The 17,499-nt window shown below is 39.2% G+C and carries 13 protein-coding genes; 10 read left to right on the top strand and 3 right to left on the bottom strand.

The genetic code is table 11. The features are described from left to right. Positions 1–200: 200 nt before the first annotated feature. Positions 201–1,223: a nucleotidyltransferase family protein gene (locus tag ACFEL9_RS10665; protein WP_385889425.1), complete on the top strand. Its 1,023-nt coding sequence runs from the start codon at positions 201–203 to the stop codon at positions 1,221–1,223. A 19-nt stretch (positions 1,224–1,242) separates the two neighbouring features. Beyond that, positions 1,243–2,223 carry an STING domain-containing protein gene (locus tag ACFEL9_RS10660; RefSeq protein ID WP_385889422.1) on the top strand — a complete coding sequence of 327 codons (981 nt, stop codon included), beginning with the start codon at positions 1,243–1,245 and terminating at the stop codon, positions 2,221–2,223. Positions 2,224–2,612: 389 nt separating this feature from the next. Here ACFEL9_RS10660 and ACFEL9_RS10655 read toward each other — a convergent pair whose 3' ends face one another. Beyond that, positions 2,613–2,975, bottom strand: coding sequence for a hypothetical protein (locus ACFEL9_RS10655; RefSeq protein ID WP_385889420.1), 363 nt, complete (start codon positions 2,973–2,975; stop codon positions 2,613–2,615). 115 nt (positions 2,976–3,090) lie between these two features. Here ACFEL9_RS10655 and ACFEL9_RS10650 point away from each other — a divergent pair, with 115 nt between their 5' ends. From ACFEL9_RS10650 to ACFEL9_RS10620, 7 genes are all read left to right on the top strand, one after another. Continuing rightward, positions 3,091–3,384 carry a transposase gene (locus ACFEL9_RS10650; protein ID WP_385889417.1) on the top strand — a complete coding sequence of 98 codons (294 nt, stop codon included), beginning with the start codon at positions 3,091–3,093 and terminating at the stop codon, positions 3,382–3,384. Between the two features lie 125 nt (positions 3,385–3,509). Beyond that, complete coding sequence (locus ACFEL9_RS10645; protein WP_385890062.1) at positions 3,510–4,400, top strand: IS3 family transposase; 891 nt, start codon at positions 3,510–3,512, stop codon at positions 4,398–4,400. A 260-nt stretch (positions 4,401–4,660) separates the two neighbouring features. Then, positions 4,661–4,903: a hypothetical protein gene (locus tag ACFEL9_RS10640; RefSeq protein WP_385889415.1), complete on the top strand. Its 243-nt coding sequence runs from the start codon at positions 4,661–4,663 to the stop codon at positions 4,901–4,903. Positions 4,904–5,247: 344 nt separating this feature from the next. After that, the gene (locus tag ACFEL9_RS10635) at positions 5,248–5,706 is read left to right on the top strand and encodes a hypothetical protein (protein WP_385889413.1); all 459 of its coding nucleotides are present in this window, start codon (positions 5,248–5,250) and stop codon (positions 5,704–5,706) included. 218 nt (positions 5,707–5,924) lie between these two features. Then, positions 5,925–7,106: a hypothetical protein gene (locus tag ACFEL9_RS10630; RefSeq protein WP_385889410.1), complete on the top strand. Its 1,182-nt coding sequence runs from the start codon at positions 5,925–5,927 to the stop codon at positions 7,104–7,106. A 243-nt stretch (positions 7,107–7,349) separates the two neighbouring features. Beyond that, on the top strand, positions 7,350–7,889 hold the full coding sequence (locus ACFEL9_RS10625) for a dihydrofolate reductase family protein (RefSeq protein WP_385890059.1): 540 nt from the start codon (positions 7,350–7,352) through the stop codon (positions 7,887–7,889). A gap of 277 nt (positions 7,890–8,166) precedes the next feature. Next, positions 8,167–8,532, top strand: coding sequence for a nuclear transport factor 2 family protein (locus tag ACFEL9_RS10620; protein ID WP_385889407.1), 366 nt, complete (start codon positions 8,167–8,169; stop codon positions 8,530–8,532). Between the two features lie 1,204 nt (positions 8,533–9,736). Here the strand turns inward: ACFEL9_RS10620 and ACFEL9_RS10615 are convergent. Next, complete coding sequence (locus ACFEL9_RS10615; RefSeq protein ID WP_385889405.1) at positions 9,737–11,521, bottom strand: patatin-like phospholipase family protein; 1,785 nt, start codon at positions 11,519–11,521, stop codon at positions 9,737–9,739. Between the two features lie 11 nt (positions 11,522–11,532). Beyond that, positions 11,533–14,835, bottom strand: a complete 3,303-nt coding sequence (locus tag ACFEL9_RS10610) for a hypothetical protein (protein WP_385889403.1) — start codon at positions 14,833–14,835, stop codon at positions 11,533–11,535. A gap of 2,038 nt (positions 14,836–16,873) precedes the next feature. Between ACFEL9_RS10610 and ACFEL9_RS10605 the strand changes: the two genes are divergently transcribed. Further along, positions 16,874–17,476: a Crp/Fnr family transcriptional regulator gene (locus ACFEL9_RS10605; protein WP_385889400.1), complete on the top strand. Its 603-nt coding sequence runs from the start codon at positions 16,874–16,876 to the stop codon at positions 17,474–17,476. Positions 17,477–17,499: the final 23 nt, after the last annotated feature.

The raw sequence follows: 17,499 nt of genomic DNA, 5'->3' as shown, positions 1-17,499 counted from the left end.
TATCTTGCTAGGAAAAAGAGTGCAAAAGTCAGCAAAGCCAATGCAGTAGCGTTTTTCGGCACTATTCACATTGATTTTACACACAGTGTGCATATTTGAAACTTCATAAATATCCCTACACAAATTATATTCGTAACCGCTGTTATTTTTTTTCCTTTGCAAATTCTCGATATTTTTTCTCTAAACGACTAATTCAAAAAATGGCCTTAAATTATCAAAGAAGATTAGAAAATCTCAGGGGACGAAGATTTGACCCCGATCTCCAAAAATCTATATTATCAGAATCCTTTTTAAAGGCACAAATACCCGAGGATTTAAAATATTTAGCCGAGTCCATGCAGCCAATCGAAAATAGTTACAATGAAAAGACTATTGAAGCCGCCAACAATGTAAAAAATCATTTGGAAAGAGGACTTAATTTGACTTTTAGTAGAGACTACCGGCATCAGGGATCGGTAATGACTAAAACAAATATTCGTACCCATAGTGACATTGATTTGCTAACTGTAATCGCCAGTTATTGGTATCAGCAGAAAGAGCTTGCTGAATCGGATAAGTATAAAGGCGATCCTAAAGTTGATATAGAAGAACTAAGGCGGCAAGCGATACAAATCTTAAAGAGAATATACGATGAAGTAGATGATTCGGGAAGTAAAGCGATAACCATTTATAATAAAAATCTTAGAAGGAAAGTAGACATTATGCCTTGCTATTGGTATAATTTAGAAGAATATGAGGCGAATAGGGATGAATATTGGCGGGGAGTCTATTTATACGATTTTAATCTGCATCAACGAACGAAACTTGACTATCCTTTTGCGCATATTAGAAGCGTTGACAGCAAAGGAAATTTGACAAATGACGGCTCAAGGAGAGGAGTTCGTTTAATTAAAAATTTAAAAGTTGATTCTGATGAAAAAATAGAGCTTTCAAGTTTTCAGTTAACTTCCATTGTGCATTCTGTGGAAAATGCCAAATTGTATTATGTAGGAGGTTCCGAATTATCAATCGCAGAAAATATTTCATTTCAATTGGATAAAATGATTAGCGATCCATCTTTTCGGAAGTCTGTTAAAAGCCCGAACGGCACTGAAAATCCATTAACTGACGACGCTATAGTGCCCCATTGTGGACTGTTAAAAAAAGATTTAGATCAGCTGATACTTGATTGTAAGTCGGATCTTCGAAATAACTATTTTGAAAAGGCAATGAAAGATTATTAGTAATATTTAAAATTATAGAATGCAACCTAGATTATTCCTCGGGTCTTCAGGAGAAAGTTTGCCAGTTTTGGAAAAAGTCAAAAATTACTTTGAAGATGTTTTCGACTGTATATTATGGACTAACGCCTTTACCAGGAACAAGAGCAATTTAGATTCCTTGATCGTTCAGGCAAGAATGGCTGATTTTTCTATTTTGGTTGCAATGAAAGATGACATTGTTATTGAACGAGGTGAGACGTATTCAGTTGCAAGAGATAATGTAATTTTTGAATTTGGTCTATTCCTTGGAGCCACAGGACTCGGTCACTCATTTATGCTGGCTGAGGAAGGCATCGATTTGCCATCTGATCTTGATGGCATTACCATTGATAAGTTTGTGTGGAAAGATGGCCAGTATAATTCATTGGATGTAGTTTGCAATCATATTAAAAAGGAGCTTACCAAAGTTTCAGAATCTTCGGATTTGGGACTTCTTCCTTCTACCGCGTTGGCTATAGGGTATTATTATAGTTTCATTAAAAAAGTATGTGAGGACATTCATTCAGCAGGTAAAATCAAAACAGGCGATGGAGCAGATGCAAAGGAGATTATTGTAAAAGATTTTAAGTTTCATGTCATTATCCCAGCGGATTTAGACGACAATGGCGTTGAGGATTTTAAAATTCTTTATAATAAAAAGCAGTCATTGAAAAATGCTATGACAGGCTCGATGTCCTCAACCCGGCGAGGGTATCCTTTTGTGTTTAAAGTAGAACCGCCTGGCCAAAATGAACAGGGCGAAATTACAATCGATCTTTTTGACGTGCCGACTACATTAAATACTCTTGTGCATACAATCAAATTATATATGCCGCCGGATCAATTGGGAAAAAATGAAAATATTGAACGGTTAGAAAGGAGAGAGTTAGCCAATTTCGCCAAGGCTCTCGAATTTTTAATTTCAAAGAATGTTTCCACAAAAAACCATGTGGAAGTCAAGACGGCGATTACGGTTGACTAATTTGTTTCCCGGGTGAGTGTCCAAAAAAAGTTCCGTCGCCTTTATGAACCACTAAACGGGTTTATAGTGTCTTAAGAAGGTGTAAACTTCGTCGGTGACACAGAGGCCGATTCAGGTTTCTAAATATCGGTGCCGTCTATCCCCAGCAATTACTAACCGCCGTAATATGGGAGAGGACGAGAAAGAAATTCGAAAAAGCTTCAGAGGAGTTGTTTGCTGACAAAAATATTTGCATTACCGGTAGGGTAGAGTTGTTTAAAGAAAAGCCGCAGTTTGTAATAACAAGGGTAGCACAGCTGGTGGCAGAATTGAATGCATACAGCGTTTCGAAAAGTGTAAAGGTAATGTGTAATAGTTAGCAGTTAATCTGATAGTTCGCTCCTTAGCTTCTACATTTTACTACTAAAGTCCTTTCGTAACTGTTTACTACTTTCAATAAGATCCTCAGCGGTTTTTTCAAGTCTTTTACCATAATCTCGATAATCCTCAGCATTGTGTGCAGCGGAGAGTTCAATTCCATTGTATTCGTTAAATAGGTCTTGAACTAAAAAAAGTAACTCGGTTATCTTTGGATGTTGTTTGGCCTTTGTGATAATATAATCATGAAGGGGTGTCACAACAATTTTATATGACTCAATTATATTTTCCCCCTGAGGTTGTTTTTGAGCGAATTTTTCTAACAGCGTACTAGCATAGTCGACTAACTCGGGTTGAGTTTGCGTCAATTCTTTAATCAAAGAAAGCGATTGCATCGTTTCTTTAGTTTTTGCAAATTTGAGCTGATAGCTTTTTTTTCTCTCCCAGGTAAAGGCTAGTGAGATGGCCTAATTTTCACGGACAGAGAATTCCAATAAATTTACAGAGTTTATGGAACGCAAATCTGTCAAAACAAGCCGTCGCAAATATGACGCGGAATTCAAAAAAGAAGTAGTCAAAATGATTGAGTCGGGACGTTCTGTCCCTGATGTAGCCCAATCACTAGGCATTGGCACTAACCTGATTTATTATTGGGTCAAGCAAGCAAAGAAAAAAGACCATACTACAACGGCTCCTGCCGATGTTACCTATGATGAGGATAAGGCGTTGCTGCAAAAGCGGATTAAGGAATTGGAGATGGAACGTGATATCCTAAAAAAAGCCTTGGGCATTTTCAGCCGTTAGAGATTACTTCAGTTTACAAGTTTATTCGCTCAAACGAAAAAGAATATCCTTGTCAATTGCAGTGCCGGGTATTGAAGGTAAGCCGTAGTGGTTACTATGCCTGACGTAGTGGGCAAACTCATCAAATCAATCAGGCAAGCAAAGAAATGGAACAGCAAATCATTGATACATTCCGGGAACATAAACGACGTTATGGTTCGCGGCGCATTTGTAAAACACTGCAGGCAGAAGATAAAACAGTGAGCCGTTATAAAATCGGTAAAGTGCTGCGCAAGTATGGTTTAAAAGCTATCCAGCCCCGCAGCTTTATTCCCCAAACCACTGACAGTCGCCACTGTTACAAGATAAGCCCGAACCTGCTATTGAATAAAGTGATGCCTCAAAAAATCAATGAAGTGTGGGTAGGCGACATCACATACATTCCCCTGGTGGACGGTAGGTGGTGCTATCTGGCTGTATGGATGGATTTGTTCTCCAGAAGAATCATCGGCTGGCATGTTGATGACCACATGCAGGAATCCCTGATAATTGCAGCATTTAGAAAAGCATTGGCTAAAAGAAAAATACACAAAGGTTTGATCGTGCATTCCGACAGAGGTGGCCAGTATGCAGGCTATGAATTCAGAGCCATACTCTATCATAAGAAGATGTCACAAAGCATGAGCCGTGCTGACAATCCCTATGACAATGCCTTTATGGAATCCTGCTTCAGTCGGTTTAAAGCAGAGTTGTTACAGGATGGGATATTTGAAACGATTGAAGATGCCCGTATCGAAGTCTTTGAATACCTGGAAATGTATTATAACACCATCCGCATTCATTCGTCACTAGGGTATAAGAGCCCGATGAATTTTGAAAAACAGTGTGAACAAGCATGTATATTTGAAACGCACAAACAGACGGCGATACTTTATACCGAAGAATCGTCTTTTCTTGAAAGGGGCATCGAGCCCCTTTCAAGAAAGCACAAACAAACGGGCTCCTCATTACCCAAAGAATCAGTTCTTATTCATTAACCTAACGGAATTTTGTGTCCGTCATTTTCGAGCCACCTCAGAGACAAGAAAGAAATTCGAAAAGGCTCCTGAGGAACTCGCTGATAAAACGATTTGCGTCACTGGTAGGGTAGAGCTGTTTAAAGAAAAACCACAGATTGTTATTGCTAATGTTGCACGGTTGGTGGTGGAATAGGTTACTAACAGTTTGTCTAAAGCATCATAGAGGATGTGACGTTGCCTTAGGATGAGAATCAAAACCTGGACAAAATAAATACGAAATGACCTTATATCAATTTAACGACCTGGATGAAATGGAGCAAATGGAAGCCATCTGGACGGGGGTAAAAATCGCAGAAAGGATAGAAGGCTCTTTTAAAATAGATCTCATTCAGATTGATTCATTTTACGTCGAACTATATTTCATAGAAGATCGTAACCTGGTAAGAACCCGGTCTTTTTCCAGTCCCGAGCAGTTATTGCCGTACATGGGTCAAATTGATATCAATTCATTGCTTGAGTAGTCTTATTCTTATCATCCAATTGTAACGGCAGCGAGGTAAATTATTTTCCGGCTAAGTGCTCGTTAGCCTTAATGGAACTGGGTATACTTATAAATACATTAGCTATTTTGTTTCCAGTTTTAATTCTCCAACGACTCATTAATCAATATTGTTATCGTTGTTCTGGGTCTCTGTGATTAAAGGTCCGGGATTACTATTCTATTTGACGGGAGGAATAGATGTAGCCGAAATCGCGATATCCAATGGACGAACAGAACGGTCGTCATTTTTATTAAGTCTTGTCATGCCCCGGTATCAACATAAATGTAGCATGAATATTTATTTAACTTTTAAAAATTAAAGAGATGAAAACCTTATTTTTTATTTTTTTTACTTTCACTTTCTCGTATTGTTCCGCACAATCCTGGCAATTAAGTGGATTTGCAGTAGAAACCTCGTACGCGTCATCTACCCAATCGGTAAGTAGCTACGCCAAGGCAGTTTACTTAACCGTTGCGGATAACAATGGCGCTCCAGTTACGGGTCTAAAAACTTCTAATTTTACTGCCTGGGGACAAGCTTGTAACTGGGTTGGCCGCAGTTGCATTTTTAGACCATTGGAGTTCGTTAAACCAACAGAAGGAATTATCTCATTTAAGGAAGAACTGCCAGGATTATATATAATGACATTTGAATATAGTGCGGGTGCAAAAGGAGGTATTCCCCATATATATGTCCAGGTTTCTACATGGTCAGGTGGTAAAGGAACCATCGAAGGTCAAGTTACTAAAGTAACGAGCCCACATGCTCAAATTTTATTGTAATAGGTAGCGGCTAAGTTTGAAAATTTTTCGTCATTCCAGGTTCTTTCCCAATCCGCCAATAAGTGATTGCGGCTATTAAAGAGCAGTGATTATTGATTTCAAAGATTTAAAAACTATCACTTTCAGCTTTTTATTTTTTTTGTACCTACTCCATACTTCTCCATCTACCTTTTGCAAAACGCAGTTCCGGTTTTATCACCTCCATTAAATAAAGGCACATGAAACCTTTCTTCCTGATTACATCCATTTGGTTGCTAGTGGTGTCAGTTACTTTTTTCACCGACATAAATGGGCAATACCCGCCTGCGCAGGGACCCGCACAAATCTCTGCTTCCGGAAACGGTAAGATCAGGGAAATCCCCCTTACATTGGTAACAGGCATGATCAATACGATGTTACGTGATTCAATCATTCCGCAGCTTAATAAAGACATTGATGCTAGTGAACCTCCAGTTTTTAAGGTAGACGCGAGCTACCAGTTAAAAGCGGGTTTTCCTTATGTGACGCAAACCAAGTTTACGAATAAACCAAATCAAAACCGGGTCAAAATTCATTATGATCTCTACATCAAGCTGGATATTTCAATTTATCCCGACAGACAGATTTACCAAAGTCTTGATGTGTATTTTGATTGCATGGAATGGTATTCGAAAGAAGGGCGTATGGTTGTTTCCATCGAAGCCCAAAAACCGGTTTTAAGCGAACCTTCGCGTGCGGAAAAAACTTTAGATGCATTCCTTGCTTTCAAGGTGATCCCATTTGTAGACGAGTTAATATCATCTAAACTCCCAGAAAAATTCAAACAAAACCTAAGACTTCCCGCTATTAACCCAGAATGTAATTGCCTGGGGGTGATTAAGGCCTCACTCAATAATACCGATAGTTGGGTACGGTGGCAATACAATCAAGCTACTTCCCATATTCCGGAGCAATCTCCAGAGACCAATTTTAACAATATTAGCATTCGTGTTGAAAGCATTCGTCGCCTAAGAGCCAGGAATCACGAAACAAACGGCATCCTTTACAATGAAAAAGAAGATATCAGTGTACAGGTCTATGCCAACCATGTGGTCAAATATTTTGATTTGCAGGACATGAATGAAGGGGAGTCAAGAATTTTGCCACAGCATACCATTTCAATAGAAAAACCTGCGAGTTCGTCTTCACTTGTGCTCATTGTCAATATATTCCAGGTCAATGGCTGGAACGACACTCGATTCGTTACTTATTATGGCCGCCAGAATTTTGGAAATGGTATCAGAAAGATAATTGTCCAAAAGCGATTCTTCACAAAGCCTGTAAGATTACCCGGTGGACGGATGTCGAAACCTCAGAAGGTGTTGAGGGATGCATATGAAGTCACTGTCCGGATCGTCAGTCAGCCTGCGGCAAGGCTTTAGGAGATGCAGACTTTTCTGTTTCAGCGTAGTCATATTACCGTAACAAATTCGAAAATTTGAAAAGCCTGCTCAGCTGCGGTTCCGGCTGACGAATCACGCCCGGCGATAGAATATAACATCAACTTTATAACTTTACTCAGCTTTGGTTCGGGCTGGCAAAACGAATCAGAAAACAAATAGATAAATTTGGATTGACGAATGAACAACTCGGTTGAACACTAAACTAAACAGACGTTAGTCAGAATTTTAAAAGAGCCCGCTATACGAAAAGTAGTTTTAGGACTTGCGGTCAGCCTAGACGGTTTTATTGAAGGGCCTAATGGGGAATATGATTGGTGTATACCTAATTCCGAATATGACTTCAATGAGTTTTTTAATCGTTTTGACACCATTTTTGTCGGGCGTAAAACATACCAAATGAGTTCCGAAATGGAAGGTGGCCCTCCCGGATTTCCAAAATTTAAAGAGTATATTTTCTCAACTACGCTTGACAAAGTCAAAGACGGCGCAACACTAATAAAGGGGAACACAAAAACCGAAGTTGAAAAAATCAAGAAAGAAAAAGGAAAGGATATTTGGCTTTTCGGGGGCGCAGGCTTAACCACGTCACTAATGAATTTAGGCTTGATTGACGAACTATCCTTAGCTGTTTATCCGGTTTTACTCGGTGGCGGCAAGCCTTTATTCAGTAACATTAAAGACAGAATAAACCTTACACTTCTTGACACCAAAACTTATTCGACAGGAGTTGTGTCTTTGACCTACTCTTTAGGAGAGAAATAAAACGAACGCACATAGACTTGCCAAAAGCTGCCCTCATTAAGCTAACATCTTATCTTAGACACATGCCTTAGGCAAGCCTTTTCCGTTGTGCCCAAGGTGGGTAATGCTATTATTGACATCTTGTTTTAGATTTTTAATATTGCATAATGGACGATAATCAATTCAATATTTTTAAAACCACATTTCAAGAAGCAAACAATGGGCTAATAAATTTTCCTGAAAAATTTTATGTTTTCGGTTTGTAACATGTCAATCTTTCAAAAAAAATACAAATAAAATGGACAGCCTTAATAATTTTTTTCAAGAATTGTACAGGAACTTTAACGACCGTAATATTGACTCAGTTATTTCTCATATGACAGAAAATGTGAAATGGGCAAATGGCCTGGAAGGAGGTTATGTTTACGGACACAATGGGGTGCGGGAATACTGGACAAGACAATTTACATTGATAAGTTCAAAAGTAACTCCTTTAGAAATTGATGCAGAAAATGAAACTGTAAAAGTAAAAGTTCACCAGGTGGCTCATGACTTAAACGGAAAACTTTTAGCGGATGAAATCGTTTATCATTTTTTTCATTTTGTAGACAACAAAATTGCTGAATTTGACATAGGAGAAAAGATAAAAGATCAAAATCAGTAAAAGAACGAACCGCGCTGCGGAACCCAGTGGTCTGTGAGGAACTCAAGTAGGACAACAAACACAAGCCTCCCGGTGAGCCTCCGCGAAGGAATAATATTCCCGCTAATTGTCTACCTCACTATAATGTATTATTCCGGCTTCAGAGTTTGAAGACATTTACATTTAAGTGATATGGAAAAATAACTTTCTTTGTTCTCGTTACTACTTACTATTAAAACACTTTCGGTTAGTGGGACTTGCATCTAGAAAAACTTTCTGAACTGATATACTCAATATTCACAAAACTGAATCTGCGCCGGTAATATTTATTGACAGAAATTTACTTTATAGCGGTATGACCTGGCCGCCAATACGTATTTCAGGTATATAAAAAATCAATGATTATGCAACAGGCAAAATGGTTTGAAGGAAATTCAACTTTGATATCAAAAAGAATTGAAAGCCATGTTGGAGAAGGATGAAATAAATGCTGTGGAACGCAACTACGGCACTGAAGAGGGCTTTGACCGTATTAGGTAATTATGTAGAGCGGCAAAGAGAATTATTTTCAAAAATTTCTAACTTCTATTCCATGACACTTTACCGTTCAACGCCATGGATGAAATGGCGCAGGCCGAGGCTGATTGGAGCGGAAGTCAGATAGGGGAGCGGCTGGATGCAGACCATGACATTCTTCTTTATCAAATTGACAGCTTTATGTGGCGGTGTTTTATCACAGGGAGCATAATACCATCAAACGGTTCAGAAGATTTTCCAATCCTGATCAGCTGCAGCCTTAAATCAATATAGATGACCTGGTAGGTATAGAAGATAAACCCGCCGGGAGTAATATCAATAGGGCGTCAGCATTTCTTTTAAATAGCTATCGGCAGTTTATTAATATTAAGCAAACTACACTGGACAATGTGGTGTGGGTGCATTTTATCATTATCCTCGTTCTGCTTTTTGTGGTGAGCATTTCTATTGGGCATTTGTTTGCTAGTTTATAGGTGATGAAAAAAATTTATTTGTATAGAACAAGTGCAAGAGGATATTTTATATGATGAACTAAAAAAAGCGATTGATAATACTGAAAACGTGAAATTGATTGGAGGACACGGCAAATCTTTGGTTAATTACTTGCGAAAAACGGTCAACAGCAGATGTATTTCCGCAAGTGGGGCCGGAGGTTGACGCGGAAGCACATGCATGGTTTACTAGTATGTTACATGATCGGCGTGCTCAAGTCGAGTACTGGTTTGGGCGGCTTGGGTTTCGGCTTAAGTTTCAGAATGTCCTGTTGCAACTTTGTCACTAATTGAGCAGCATTCTGTGCCCTGTCAAAATATTTAAGTGTAAAAATTTCTGACCACTGACTAACAATATTAACCAATTCTTCTTCCGGTTCAATGGTCATCAGTTCAATCGAAAAGCTAAACAAATCCAACGACTGAGCTCTTTCATTTTCTGTTCGGAATTGACCTTCCTCTGCCGGAGCTGTCATTGCACTTCCTGCAAGATCCGCTGTCATGTCAAATATGGTAATAGCAGAAGGGTCTTTTTTCTCGATATCGATTTTTCCGGTGAACATTCTTGCGATTTGTGCCAACAAGGGATTATCGAGCACATCGTCTAACTTCGGAGCACCTTCTTTGAGTCGAAAGCAAAGGACTTTTTCATTTGCATTGGCCGTATCCCGGTAACCGGCGGTGTTTATTTCCGCATCGGTAGCTTCTGCATTGTCAAATGCATGAATTGGAGTATTATTCACTAACCCGCCATCGGTCCAGTAACCATTCAAGTTGGGCTCGGAACCATCAACAATAACCGGCTTGAATATGAAAGGAAAGTTCATCGAGATGCTCACAGCGTCGATCACTGGGAAATGAGGAGTTCTCTTACAGTCAAAATAAAATGGTGCTTGTGTCCTGAGATTAACCCCCACCACCGTTAAAATTTTGCCGGTCAATTTATGCAACTGCTCGAAAGTGACCCTGTTCGTTATTTTTTGCCAAATTTTTTCTCTTTCATCATACGACTTGCTATCATCTTTTACCTGGATTTTAAGGTCGTTATAAGTTTTATCTATTTCGACCAATTCTTTAAGATTTCTTTGATGTGATTTATCCAGGTATTCTTTTAGGATTTCCTGGACAACGTTGCGTAGGCCAAAACCAGTAAACGCTCCACCATCAAAGAGCAGATTGTATAGGAAACCATCGAACGCATTATCATCAATGATAACTTCAATAAATTTCGGATCAGCTTTCTGTGCTGTCAGCTTTTTACGCATAAATGCCATAAGCGCTGTACGTAAGATTGCATTTAAGATTAACAATGTTCCGGTTTCTATTAAGCTACCCTTGGCAGCATCTTTTACAAAGCCATCCAGGTCGTTGTCGAAGAAATCTTCGCTTTCAGATTTTCCAATGAACCCTTTGAGATTAAGGGCTTTTATTGCGCTATAGATGAACGGGCCCAGTGCCATTGCAGCGGTGAGCACGCCGCTGTCAGATAACAGCGATAAGGGTATGTTGGAGGCTAAGCCCTCCTGCTTTAAAATCTGCTGCCTGGATTTGTATAGATAATAATCCGGGTTGATCTTGTCAGAACTGATTTCACTGAAAGTATTTTTCTTTACTCCTCTAAAAATATTTTTCTTGGCTTCTTTTTCAAAGACACGTTCTACTAAGCTTTTTTTTGACGAGTTTTTACTGGGAATTAAAATGTCTTTAATTGTTTCGGAATCGTGTCCAAGCGTGAGCAGGTAAGCTGTAAATGCACCAATTGATGTTCCCGCAAAGCCATTTATTTTCTTATTTCGGTCCCTTGGATCAACCTGCGGTACAGAGCCCTGGTAGGAATCCGGAGGAGGACCAGGACGGTCCAAAATTTGGAGTGCTTCACTCTCCAACGCCTTTATAGCCCCTACATAAGCGATACCTTTAAAACCTCCGCCCTCAAATGCCAGGTAGTTTACCTGATTAGGAAGCAATTTTTTTGCTTGCATGGATTAAATAATTAGGAGTTCAGGCCTGCCAAAATTTCTTTTAGATACAATAGTTCTGTCGGAACCAATTCTTCCCAGAATTCGCCAACGAATTTTGCGCCCAAATAGTAACCGATTCCCGATTGAGTTTCGCCATTATAATTCTGTCTCAAAATGATGGAAGTAGAAGATGTGACTGACTGAATCCTATAGCTTTTACCAAGCAGAATGATCTCCCTGTTTTCATCATCAATTAATCCTTCGGGATCGTGCGGTCTGAAATTCGTACCGAATCCTGTAACTACATTGCTTCCGTTTGTAACGGTAACCGTTCCTGGGTTTGATTCGTTGAACTCAAATCCGCGTTGTGCTTTTATTTCATCAATCATGCTGAGGAAAGGTGCGTTGGGGCTTCCGTCAACCTGGGGAGCGTCGTCAAATAACCAGGGAGTACCCCCATTCTGAATATAATTAAGCACAGGGGCTTCAAAACCTGTTCTTATCGGCACCTGCACTCTCGCTGAACCAGCCTGCAGAAATTTTTCAAATAGCCGGTCGGAATCTTTTAACTGGAGCATCATGGGCCAGTTTTTTTTGCTTGCCCAGAAATAGGGATAAAACAGGTAGGTCATATTTTCCCATTCGAAGGACTGCTCAAAGAATCTAATATAATTACCTTCGTCTTCTGCGTCTGTTAAATCCATTTCGGGATATTGCAATGGAGGTGAATTATATTTCATAGAATTGAAATAAGTATAATCCTGGCCTGTAAGCTGTGACAATACTGATTTCTTCAATTCTGTTTTTTCTGTTTCCCGGTTAAGGAAGGGGTTCCTGCCCTGGATGCTAACGAGGTTGTCGAATTGCTTCGCCTTCATGGCATGGTCAAACTCCACCTTTTGAGTTTTGTAAGCATTCATAATTGAATTCAGCGTGTCGAGCTGCCATTGTTCTTTCGTCTGAGCATCAAGCTTGCAAATGATTTTTACGCCCATATTAACAGAGGTTGCAAAGGTGCTGAAACCTGCAATGGAGACCGGGAGACTTTCAGCTTGATCATTGAAGTAAGGAAAGGGATGGTTACTGCGAAACGTTTGTGGATATGGAATAAGAAACCGGTCGCGATTATACTCTGAAACACCTAAATGAGCAATCTCTATGTTTCCAATCATAACCGTCACCTCCATTTGATCCTCTTTAGCCGTGGCATGATAATCGTTTCTCATGATCGTAAGCCAGAATTCGAGCAGATCAACTGTATAACCCTCCGGTACTGTAATAGGTGCAGCCGCATCCTGCGAAAGTTTGTGCGGGGATTTTGTTGACGACTGTTCGATGTTGATAGAGGTGTTCCAGAATAGAACCTTTGTTTCATCCGGGTAAGGTTTTATTTCAGTAGTCTCATATTTTGAAGCCCAGTATTGGTAATTTAATTCACTAATATCGGATGCTTTTAAAGGCTGGAAGACACCATTCAGGCAATAGCCGGGTTCCTCGGGTTTTGGTATCGTATTTTCTTCAAGTGGTTTTGTTGTAAGCGCATATCGATAAAAAGCTGCTGGATCAGGAATTGTAAATTCCAACATTGCCCTTTTCCCATAATTCATGACCTGTAATTGGTAGATTTTATTTACCCATTGGTAAATACCGCGTACATGATCAGTACCATTCGTGTTGTTCAGTTCATGCTTGTTGATTATTTTAACCTTTTCAATATTTGTAGTAGTACGGTTGTTCAGGACACGTTCCTTAATTTTCTGAGCTGCTTTGCTGATTACTTCCTTTGCATAGTTGGTAGAAGTCTGGGTGCTTTGTTCTGAACTATTCTGTAACGATACATTTGCAGTTGCGGTCGCGGTAAGAGAGGGACCGTAGCTGCCCGATATGGTAATCCCCGCATCAAAGCTTCTATCACTGGAGATAGTTTTATTAGCCTGGGTCTGAAGATTGAACTGTTCTTGTGTCTGGAGATCTTTTTCTGTTTCGTTGGTGGTTTCCGTTTCTACGATGATAGTTTCAATAGTTTTATCTAATCGTCGGAGTTCATTACTTTTAAGTTCGCCTTTTAGAACATTTTCAATGTGAGCAATATCGCCCAACTCATAACGATCCACTGTCTGTCGCACCTTCTGAAGATCTCCTATATATAATACAGGAGAAATTCCTTTTGTATTCCATTTTTCCGTTGCCAGATCTTCACTTTGGGGGTCTGGCCCTTCGGGACATAGTCCCGGTACAACTGTAAATAGTCTATCGGTAGCGACTGCCATAGTGGCGTTCCTAGCGGGTTTTACTAAAACAGGGGTATTTCCGATGAACGTAATCCCGGCATTAGGGCCTTGCAATGAGTGTAATTGACTTGTCAGAATTTTATTTTGTTCCGTGATCCTTGCTCTTGCCTGGGGTACATCGATCGTATCGTGTTCAATATTATATTTTTCCAATGTTGTCTTTGTTGTGTGCGAGATTTTTGATACGATATCTGCAGGCAGAAAAGTAGAAACAGGTTGAGTTGTCGTCCCGGTCGACATTTTTTCTATATCAGTTAAAGAATCTAAAGCATCTGATGTGGCGAGCACTGGAACCAATTTTGGCAAAGGTTGCCTTTTCATAAAATTGACATGCTTTTCATGCGCTGTTGTTAATTCTTCTGCAGCCGCAATATTGTTGTGTATTTGGGTAATAATATTTTTTATTGTTAGCTTGTTTTGTTCTTCTTCTTTTCTGTTCCTGTCAATGGCCTCCTGACGCTTCCTTTGCGCATTCTTATTGTTGTCAAAAAAGATAGGGAATATTGATTCCGGTAATATGACAGTTCTGCCTAGCAGCGCTTCAAAATCATTCATATCTGTGTTCTTTGCAATAGCTTCCAGTGCTGCAATAGTTTTGAAAGCTATCAGTAGTTGCTGCCGGGAAGTGCTTTTGCCATTAGGAACAGCACTGGCAACAATTAAACTGACAATGATATTTACCCTGTCGCGTTGAAAATCAGAGGAAGCTATAAGATCTTGAATTCCGCCCGGAAATAAGGTTGAAACCTGGGTCAATATTGCTGATGATTTTGGGATCTCATCTTGTGCATTTATCCAGTTCATTAAATTTTTCAGTACCGGATTTATCTGGGATAAATCATGATAATAGTCGGAACTTGCCATATATTTTTTAGCCCCGGTTAAAATTTTACTTCTTTGGACATTTATTATTCCTGCTTTATTCAGGCGATCATTAACAGGTTCATCGTCTGTACGAAGCAATGGCACCGTTCTTAATTTACTCTGAAAATTTGTAGACCTTATTGAACGAAGCGTCATAAAGCGAATGACTTCGGATTTCATAATAAATAGGTTTATAGAGGTTAAAAATGTTTAGTAAGATGATTTCAGATTCAAAGAATCAATGATGTTGAAAATATCCAGGTACAGCTAAAAAGACTAGTTGTGCTACTTTGCAGGGCTGCCCGGTTTTTTACAAATTTTATTTTAATGATAAGACGGCATTAAATATGTAGTTATCGTTAGGATGATGGTGTTTAACTGGCAAATGCGGATTTTTACTAAAGTTGTATATGCGTTTTCATTGGATAGTTTACAACTTCATTTGTGATCTAAAACCCTCCTTGAAAAGGTTTTCGATTTAGATTGTTATCCTCGTTTGGTTCGTCAATTCATTTTTTGGGTAAGGCTTGTCATTTACAAGATCAAAGCTAAAAGCGAAAAGTGCCGGTTGAAAATTGAATTTTACTACTTACATGCAATAATTATTATAATTTACTATAACACCATAATTCCTGGTTACTAGTTATGTTTTTTTGCAAAAAAGGATAGGTCAATTGCAGTAAGTTGCAATTAATGTAAATAGACGAGGGTTCTTACTGCAAAAAATAGAAAAAATATTCGCTGATCTTTACTAAATATTCGTCTTTTCGGTGTCTTCCGGAACTACTGGTACGGTTGTTTGGAGTGAGATTTTCCAATTTGATCTTAGGTATTTACAAGATAAACAGGCCGCCGTGGATCGTGTCCGCACAATGCGCCAACGCCGCTTTCACTCTTTAATAAAACCGATGTACCACTCTCCGGCTTTCAAAGTTGTCATCAGTGAATAGATTTGGCATCTTGAATGTCAAAATGGCCCTTTATATATAGTTAACCTCTCATTATTTACAAGTAAATGATCAAACCGTTAATGTAGTAATAACAAAGGGTAAAATGGAAATTTTCCTATGCCTGCTACTAAAATGGAGGGGATAATAACACGTTATGATATTGAATTATCGGATCTGCCGCCCTCGTGTCCTCACGATCCACCAAGAAGTTTATAGAGTCAAAGCAATGACAATAAGATATCGCCTTTTTCTTTTTTCAAACCTCGTCAACAATAAAAGAATACTTCATTATCATTCGAACCTGACTGAACTATTCCCGCCACACAATGTGGGAGGCTGACGTTGCCTTCCCTTAACGACTTGATTAAATTCTCAGAAAAATCTTATTCATGGCATTTTATTTTTAAAAATTGAGCATTAATAGTTGACACCAGAGCTCACTTTTGTCGGGCATTTTGATCAAGCGGAAACAAGTTGAATGATTATTTATATATTTTTAATTTGATAAGTAGCTAATCAATGCGTTGCAATTGCATTATTGGTAAACTAAATTGCCGACGTAACTACTTTTTACCATTGGAGTTAAATATCTCATTTGAGTTATGACACTGTATCAGTTTAAAGCACTTGATGAAATGGAGCAGGCCGAGGCTTTTTGGAGGCCACCAAAATAAGGGAGCGGCACGATGCGGAACATGACATTCTTCTTTACCAAATTGACAGCTTTTATGTCAAGGTGTTTTTATCATAGGGAGCATAATACCATCAATCGGTTCAGAAGTTTTTCCAATCCTGATCAGTTCCAGCCTTATCTGCATCAGATCAATATTGATAACCTCATTGGTATAAAGGATAAACCTGCTAGGGCTAGGATGAATAGATCGTCAGCTTTCCTCTTAGATGGCTACCTGTAATTTTTTAATACCAAGGAAGCTACACCGGATAAGGTAGCGTGGACGCACTTTATCATTATGCTCCTGCTATTTGTGGTAGGCCTTTCAATTGGTCATTTGCTCGCTACGCTATAGTAGTATTAATTTTTCTTGATGTGAAAAATTTCAGTCCAAGATCACACAGGCCTAACGCAGTCAAAGCCCACTCAAAGGCCGGTATAATGCCCCAAAATCTCATTATGTTAAATGCCTTATGATGGCAATTTTCTAAGCCCGATTTCTATACTATTCCGCCCGAATCCTTAACTCATTTACAAAAAGATGTTGAATATTTGAAAGCGTTACGCCACCTGCATTCACAACAACTTTTTACCCATGGAACAGTTATTGGCGTTTCTTCATTCAGTTTATCCATTGTCGAAAGAATTGTATGATCATTTATTCAGCATTATCCGAACAAAAAATCTTGCAAAACGGGAGATGCTGTTAAAAGCCGGCCACGTCTGCCGCAACATTCATTACATCGAGTCAGGTTTGCTTCGCTGTTACTATAACAAAGCGGATACAGAAGTATGCAGTTGGTTTATGAAGGAAAATGATCTGATCGTATCAATCGAAAGTTTTTACCGGCAAACCACCAGTTATGAATCCATTCAGGCCTTGGAGGATTGTACACTGCACTATATTGAGTATACCGAGTTGTACAATATATTCAGGAACTATGCTGAATTCAACTATGTAGCCAGGGAGTTGACCCAGCACTACTATATATTATGGGCCCAGCAGTTATATGGCTTGCGAATGCAAACACCTGTTGAGCGGTTGGATTGGCTGTATGACCACAGCCCGGAGCTATTGCTTCGCGTGCCTGCAAAACATCTTGCTTCATACCTGGGCATAGGAGAGGTGACACTTAGCCGCATCAAGAAGAAAAAATTTCACCGCTCTTTTTTGGATCCGGTGCCTAATTCAAAATAGTCTAAACCATTAAAATTAATTGC

The organism is Terrimonas alba, from assembly GCF_042434975.1.
GTDB classification, from domain to species: Bacteria; Bacteroidota; Bacteroidia; order Chitinophagales; family Chitinophagaceae; genus Terrimonas_B; species Terrimonas_B alba.
The sequence above is the reverse complement of the archived record's forward strand: the minus strand, read 5'-3'. Positions and strand labels throughout refer to the sequence as shown.

Excerpts from the sequence above, each read along its gene's own strand:
- ACFEL9_RS10655 (WP_385889420.1), bottom strand. The coding sequence starts at position 2,975 with ATGCAATCGCTTTCTTTGATTAAAGAATTGACGCAAACTCAACCCGAG.
- ACFEL9_RS10610 (WP_385889403.1), bottom strand. The coding sequence starts at position 14,835 with ATGAAATCCGAAGTCATTCGCTTTATGACGCTTCGTTCAATAAGGTCT.
- ACFEL9_RS10620 (WP_385889407.1), top strand. The coding sequence starts at position 8,167 with ATGGACAGCCTTAATAATTTTTTTCAAGAATTGTACAGGAACTTTAAC.
- ACFEL9_RS10660 (WP_385889422.1), top strand. The coding sequence starts at position 1,243 with ATGCAACCTAGATTATTCCTCGGGTCTTCAGGAGAAAGTTTGCCAGTT.
- ACFEL9_RS10640 (WP_385889415.1), top strand. The coding sequence starts at position 4,661 with ATGACCTTATATCAATTTAACGACCTGGATGAAATGGAGCAAATGGAA.
- ACFEL9_RS10605 (WP_385889400.1), top strand. The coding sequence starts at position 16,874 with ATGGAACAGTTATTGGCGTTTCTTCATTCAGTTTATCCATTGTCGAAA.
- ACFEL9_RS10635 (WP_385889413.1), top strand. The coding sequence starts at position 5,248 with ATGAAAACCTTATTTTTTATTTTTTTTACTTTCACTTTCTCGTATTGT.
- ACFEL9_RS10630 (WP_385889410.1), top strand. The coding sequence starts at position 5,925 with ATGAAACCTTTCTTCCTGATTACATCCATTTGGTTGCTAGTGGTGTCA.
- ACFEL9_RS10665 (WP_385889425.1), top strand. The coding sequence starts at position 201 with ATGGCCTTAAATTATCAAAGAAGATTAGAAAATCTCAGGGGACGAAGA.
- ACFEL9_RS10650 (WP_385889417.1), top strand. The coding sequence starts at position 3,091 with ATGGAACGCAAATCTGTCAAAACAAGCCGTCGCAAATATGACGCGGAA.
- ACFEL9_RS10615 (WP_385889405.1), bottom strand. The coding sequence starts at position 11,521 with ATGCAAGCAAAAAAATTGCTTCCTAATCAGGTAAACTACCTGGCATTT.